At 66.2% G+C, this 5,808-nt stretch carries 7 protein-coding genes and 1 pseudogene; all 8 read right to left on the bottom strand.

Annotated features, from left to right (window positions below):
* A pseudogene (locus tag AC5RWT_RS33650) lies at nucleotides 1-67 on the bottom strand (translation initiation factor IF-1); the annotation flags it as partial.
* Between the two features lie 257 nt (nucleotides 68-324).
* The gene (locus AC5RWT_RS33645; protein WP_494084003.1) at nucleotides 325-1,356 is read right to left on the bottom strand and encodes a P1 family peptidase; all 1,032 of its coding nucleotides are present in this window, start codon (nucleotides 1,354-1,356) and stop codon (nucleotides 325-327) included.
* A gap of 95 nt (nucleotides 1,357-1,451) precedes the next feature.
* Nucleotides 1,452-1,700 carry a hypothetical protein gene (locus AC5RWT_RS33640; protein ID WP_494045922.1) on the bottom strand — a complete coding sequence of 83 codons (249 nt, stop codon included), beginning with the start codon at nucleotides 1,698-1,700 and terminating at the stop codon, nucleotides 1,452-1,454.
* Between the two features lie 61 nt (nucleotides 1,701-1,761).
* A complete protein-coding gene (locus AC5RWT_RS33635) occupies nucleotides 1,762-2,607 on the bottom strand; it encodes a metal-dependent hydrolase (RefSeq protein ID WP_494084002.1) in 846 nt (281 codons plus the stop codon).
* Between the two features lie 115 nt (nucleotides 2,608-2,722).
* Complete coding sequence (map, locus tag AC5RWT_RS33630) at nucleotides 2,723-3,550, bottom strand: type I methionyl aminopeptidase (RefSeq protein WP_494084001.1); 828 nt, start codon at nucleotides 3,548-3,550, stop codon at nucleotides 2,723-2,725.
* 26 nt (nucleotides 3,551-3,576) lie between these two features.
* Nucleotides 3,577-4,152, bottom strand: a complete 576-nt coding sequence (locus AC5RWT_RS33625; protein WP_494045919.1) for an adenylate kinase — start codon at nucleotides 4,150-4,152, stop codon at nucleotides 3,577-3,579.
* Nucleotides 4,149-5,462: a preprotein translocase subunit SecY gene (secY, locus tag AC5RWT_RS33620; RefSeq protein WP_494045918.1), complete on the bottom strand. Its 1,314-nt coding sequence runs from the start codon at nucleotides 5,460-5,462 to the stop codon at nucleotides 4,149-4,151. The genes AC5RWT_RS33625 and secY overlap by 4 nt, the downstream gene beginning before the upstream one ends.
* 197 nt (nucleotides 5,463-5,659) lie before the next feature.
* Nucleotides 5,660-5,808 (bottom strand): uL15 family ribosomal protein (locus AC5RWT_RS33615; RefSeq protein WP_494084004.1); only part of this gene is annotated, 149 nt, incomplete at its 5' end.

The raw sequence follows: 5,808 nt of genomic DNA, 5'->3' as shown, positions 1-5,808 counted from the left end.
ACATCGCATTGGGCAGAGCCTCCTGCACAGTGCCTTCAATCTCAATGACACCGTCTTTCTTAGCCATATCCTCCGCTAACGTCAGTAACCATCGCTGACGCGGTGGCTAGTTTCTGGGTTTTGCTTGCCGCTACACCCCACTGACGCCGCACGAATATAAACGGCTTTCGCGGGCGCCATGGCCCGAAGATGGGCATGAAAGTAGAGACAACCAACAGACAACTGTACTCCGGATGCGGGATTAAGTTAAATCCGGGTAACGGTGGGGCACGTCCCCGGCATGGCTGCGTGCAATGCCCTAGTGAGCGGCCGCAGCGCAATGCCTCAGTCCGGGTAGGGGTACTTTTCCAGTACGACGCCGGAGCTCGCCACCCGTTCGGCGCTCACCACCGCGTCCCTGATGGCAGCGGTGACCGCCTCCGCGGCGAGCACGTGCAGTTCCGCGCGGGGATCCATCGGCCCGTCCTGGACCAACTGCTGCTGTCCGGTGGCCAGGGTGAAGACCACGTCCCCGTCCATCAACGTGTGCGACGGGCTGAGCGCCCGGGCCAGCCCCGCGTGCGCCGCGGACGCGGTCCGCTTCGCTTGGGCCGGGTCCAGCACCGCGTTGGTCGCCACCACACAGAGGGTGGTGTTCAGCGGGGCAGCCTCCCCCGGCGGACGAGCAGGGCGCGAAGCGCCCGTGTGGAGACCCTCCGCCCCACTCCCTTCCGATGGTCGACCAGCGCGCTCAGCGCCCGTGTGGAGACCCTCCGCACCGCTCCCTGCACCGTGGAACGGCATACCGGCGGCGTTCACCACCGCCAGCGCGCCCACCAGCACGCCGTCGTTCGCGCCGCTCATCCGCAGCGAGGCGGTCCCCACTCCCCCCTTGTACCGCTGGAATCCCAGGGCCGCCCCGGTACCGGCGCCGACGTTGCCGCGCTGCACCGCGCCGAAGTCTTGCATCGCGCCCGCGGAGGCAGCGGCGTCGTACCCCATGTGCTCATCAGGGCGGGCCGTGATGTCCCCGCCCCGGCCTAGGTCATAGATGGCTGCCGCCGGGACGATCGGCACCACGGCGTTCGCCGTGCGGTAACCGAGTCCCTGTTCCTCCAGCCAGCGCTGGGCCCCGTGTGCGGCGATCAGTCCGAAGGCGCTGCCGCCGGCGAGCACCACCGCGTCCACGGTCGGCACCAATGTGGTGGGGTCCAGCGCGTCGGTTTCGTGCGTGGCCGGCCCTCCGCCGCGCACGTCCACGGCGCCCACGGTGCCGGGCGGCGGCAGCACCACGGTGACGCCGGTGAGCCAGCCGTCGCCGGTCTTCTGGACCTGGCCCACGCGGATGCCGGGCACGTCGGTGATGGAAGAAGCCATGGCCTCATCCTCGCCCGGCAGTAGCGTCGGAGCAAGGATGAGTCCACTCAGTGTGTTGGCCGTGCGGTCCATCGAACCCGGACCGCACGGGAAGTTCATTGCCTGTTCCGCCGGCGCCGCCGGAGCAACGCTGCCACGCCGATGCCGGCGATGGACGCGGTCAGCACGCCGATAACCCCCGCCAGGAGAACCCCCAGCCCACTCGGCTCCGACTCGTTCCCGGCGCCGGCGACGAGGGCGAAGCCCGCGTCCACTGCCGGGAGCAGAATCGTTGCGACTAGCACGGCAACAATCACCACCAGCACCACGGCTTTCCCATCGATGCGCTTCGGCTTCCGGTTCATGCAGTCTCTCCTCTGGTTCTTCCCCATGTATCCCGTACTGTCGGCCTGAGGGCCGCGGGGGTCAGCCGGCGCCGAGCGCCGTCAGGCCCTGGTGTCCAACGTCGAGGCAGGCGCCCATGAACAGGATCACCACGTAGGCGCTGACCGGCACCAGCAGCGCCCATTCGCGCACGGAGCCGGCATTGCCCAGCAACGGCAGGGCGAAGTAGCCGTTCCGCCGCCAGATGGTGTTCAGCAGCGGGACCCGGCGCCAGACCTTGGGCGGCTTGATCCGCAGGGGCCAGAGCAGGTTCACTCCCCCGGTGGTCAGCATGTCCCCGAGGACGTGCATGACCACGCCGGTGCCCATGGCCAGCGGGAACCAGTTCTGATGTTCCGGGGCGTACACGGCGATGAACGCGGCCACCGACAGGCCGACGGCCCACGGAATCTTCTGCAGCCCGTCGGGCAGGAACTTGAGGGCCTTGGCCGCGAAGGCCACCAGCAGCACGCACAAAATGCCCGCGCCCGGATAAACGATGCCGAACCATTCGGTCTCAACGGTCCAGAGCCCGGCGACCCACGCCGTGGCCACGAAGGCCGCCAAACCGATCAGCGAGTGCGTTCCCCGGCGATGTCCGCCGGCCAGCGCCCCCACGCCGGCGCAGACCGAGTTGGAGAGCGGTGGCAGCGAGTGGGCGATGGTGGCGTTGTGGTGGTCGGCGTCCGGCACCAGCGCGGCGCCGGCGGTCACCATGGCGCCAGTGATCAGACCCAGCGGCCCGACGTCCAGTAGCCCCCAGCCCAAGGTGAGGCTCTGCTCGCCCCAGCCCATCGGCGTCGTGATGGCGCCCAGCGGCACATGCACTTGGCTGGTGAGGGCGATCCAGGCGGCGGCGCCGGAGAGGGCATGGTGAGATCCCATCATGGTGCGGGACATCCTTTCGGGGAAGTTCATTAAGCACCCGAAGGCCGGTCCCGCTGGACGATCTATCCATCGGGACCGGCCTTCGGGTGATGAAGACGGGCCGGGCAGCCGAGCGTCAGTCCAGCGGCACCGGGGTAACGCCCAGCGGAGCCAACCTTGCCGCTCCCCCGTCTTCGGCCGTCAAAACCCAGATGCCGCCGTCGTGCACGGCCACTGTGTGCTCCCACTGGCAGGACCGCGATCCGTCCGTGGTCACCACGGTCCAGTCGTCGTCCAGAACCTTGGTCTCGATGTCCCCGCGAACCAGCATCGGTTCGATGGCCAGGCACAGCCCGGGGCGGATCTTCGCCCCGCGGTGGTTGGTTCGGTAGTTCAGCACATCCGGAGCCTGATGCATGGCGGTGCCGATGCCGTGGCCCACGTAGTCCTCCAGAATGCCCAAGGGCTTGCCGGGGACCGAGGACACGTAGTCATCGATGGCGTTGCCGATGTCACCCACGCGGTGGCCGTTGGCCAAGGCGGCAATACCATGCCACATGGCTTCCTCGGTGACATCCGAGAGCCGCTGGTCTTCCGGATCGGCGGTGCCCACGATCACGCCGCGGGCGGAGTCGCCGTGCCAGCCGTCCACGCTGCAGCCGCCGTCGACCGAGATGATGTCTCCGTCGTGGAGCACCTTGCCGCCGGGGATGCCGTGGACCACTTCCTCGTTGACGGAAACGCAGACCGTGGCCGGGAAGCCGTGGTAGCCCTTGAAGTTGCTCTTGGCGCCGGCTTCGTCCAGCACCGCTTCGAAGGCCGCGTCCACGTCCGCCGTGGTAGCGCCGGGGACGGCAGCGGCAACCGCAGCGTCGAGGGCGCGGCTGACCACCAGACCGGCTGTGCGCATTTTGCGGATCTGGTCATTGGTCTTGTATTCGATGCTGGGCTGGCGGAACGCCATGGGCTGTCTCTAACTCTCTCGGGGTGTCAGGCCGTGACGGATTTGAGCGCGGTCATGATTCGTTCGGTGACCTCGTCGATGTCGCCGATGCCGTCGACGGTGGCCACAATGCCGCGGTCCGCGTAGCGGTTTACGACGACGGCGGTTTCCTCGTGGTACAGGGCCAGCCGGCGCCGGATCACTGCCTCGTTGTCGTCGCTGCGGCCTTCCTGCGCGGCTCGACCGAGCAGGCGCTTGACCAGTTCCTCGTCGTCGGCGGTCAGCTGCAGGACGATGTCCAACTGCGTGCCGGCCTCGGCGAGGATGTTGTCCAGTTCGTCCACCTGGCCGCTGGTGCGGGGGTAACCGTCCAGCAGGAAGCCGTCGGCGGCGTCGGGCTGCTTCAACCGGTCGCGAACCATGTTGTTGGTGACGCTGTCCGGCACGAAGTCGCCCTTGTCGATGTACTTCTTGGCTTCGACGCCGAGCGGCGTCTCTTCCTTTACGTTGGCGCGGAAGATGTCTCCGGTGGAGATCGCGACGATGCCCAACCGGTCGGAAATGCGGGAGGCCTGGGTGCCCTTGCCGGATCCGGGCGGGCCGATAATGAGCATTTGAGTCATCGCAGAAGTCCTTCGTAGTGGCGTTGCTGTAGTTGTGCGTTGATTTGTTTGACGGTCTCCAGTCCCACACCAACCATGATGAGGATGGACACGCCGCCGAATGGGAAGTTCTGGTTCGCGTTGATGAGCACCAATGCGATCAGCGGGATCAGCGAGATGATGCCCAGGTACAGCGCACCGGGCAGCGTGATCCTGGCCAGCACGTACTGCAGGTACTCCGCTGTCGGGCGGCCGGCCCGGATGCCCGGGATGAAACCGCCGTACTTCTTCATGTTCTCCGCGACTTCCTCCGGGTTGAAGGTGATGGCCACGTAGAAGTAGGTGAAGAAGACGATCAGCGAGAAGTAGACCGCCATGTAGAACGGCGAGTCCCCGCTGACCAGGTAGGTGTTGATCCAGTTGACCCACTCCGGCGGCGCGGTGGTGCCGTCGGTCGGAGTGTTGAACTGCGCGATCAGCGACGGCAGGTACAGCATCGACGACGCGAAGATCACCGGGATGACGCCGGCCATGTTGACCTTGATCGGAATGTAGGTGCTGGTACCGCCGACGGTGCGGCGTCCCACCATCCGCTTGGCGTACTGTACCGGGATGCGGCGCTGCGACTGTTCCACGAAGACCACGGCGGCCACGGTCAGCAGGCCGACGATGAGTACGCCGAGGAAGACGTTCACGCCCTGGGTGTTCCAGATCTCGCCCAGCGAGCTCGGGAAACCGGCGGCGATCGAGATGAAGATCAGCAAGGACATGCCGTTGCCGACACCCTTCTCGGTGATCAGCTCGCCCATCCACATGATCAGGCCCGTGCCGGCGGTCAGCGTCAGGATGATCAGGCTGATCACGATGAGGTTGTCCTCGGGGATGATCGGAACCGGGCAGTTGCCCAGCAGGGCGCCGGTCCGCGCCAGCGACACCAGCGTCGTGGCGTTGAGCAGGCCCAGTGCGATGGTCAGGTAACGGGTGTACTGCGTCAGCTTGGACTGCCCCTGCGGGCCTTCCTGGTGCAGTTCCTGGAACCGCGGAATGACCACGCGAAGGAGCTGCACGATGATGCTGGCGGTGATGTACGGCATGATGCCGAGGGCGAAGATGGACACCTGCAGCAGCGCGCCGCCGCTGAACAGATTGACGAACTGATACAGCCCGCCGCTGGTGTTGCCCAGCGCCAGACACTGCTGCACGTTGCCGTAGTCCACACCCGGTGCCGGGATGAATACGCCCAGGCGGTAGACCGTCATGATCCCAAGCGTGAACAGCAACTTGCGCCGCAGGTCCGGCGTCCGGAATGCCCGGCCAATTGCGCTAAGCAAGCGTCCTCCCAAAAATTTTCTGATGCCGCTGCGCGGCAAGTCACAAGATCCGAGTCTATCGGCTCGGCCCGTTCGCATTAAACGGGTTAAGAATACGTCGTCTGCCCTTAAAGCGGCTGAACTCGTGGCGACCGGCGTATACCGGCCACCACGAGTTCAGTCAGGGGCTGCTAATAGATTGCACCCGGCACGGGCTGCTAGAGCGCCGTCACGGTGCCGCCAGCGGCGGCAATCTTCTCAGCGGCACTAGCGGAGAAGGCGTCAACCTTCACATCGACCTTGACGGTGATGTCGCCGGTGCCCAGGACCTTCACGGGCTGGTTCTTGCGAACCGCACCCTTGGCCA

The organism is Arthrobacter sp. Dra40, from assembly GCF_059091905.1.
Note: the sequence above shows the minus strand (reverse complement) of the source record. Positions and strands in the feature narration are given on the sequence as shown.

Bases quoted from the DNA above. Each gene is read 5' to 3' on its own strand.
- AC5RWT_RS33645 (WP_494084003.1), bottom strand. From the start codon at position 1,356: ATGGCTTCTTCCATCACCGACGTGCCCGGCATCCGCGTGGGCCAGGTC.
- AC5RWT_RS33640 (WP_494045922.1), bottom strand. From the start codon at position 1,700: ATGAACCGGAAGCCGAAGCGCATCGATGGGAAAGCCGTGGTGCTGGTG.
- AC5RWT_RS33635 (WP_494084002.1), bottom strand. From the start codon at position 2,607: ATGATGGGATCTCACCATGCCCTCTCCGGCGCCGCCGCCTGGATCGCC.
- map (WP_494084001.1), bottom strand. From the start codon at position 3,550: ATGGCGTTCCGCCAGCCCAGCATCGAATACAAGACCAATGACCAGATC.
- AC5RWT_RS33625 (WP_494045919.1), bottom strand. From the start codon at position 4,152: ATGACTCAAATGCTCATTATCGGCCCGCCCGGATCCGGCAAGGGCACC.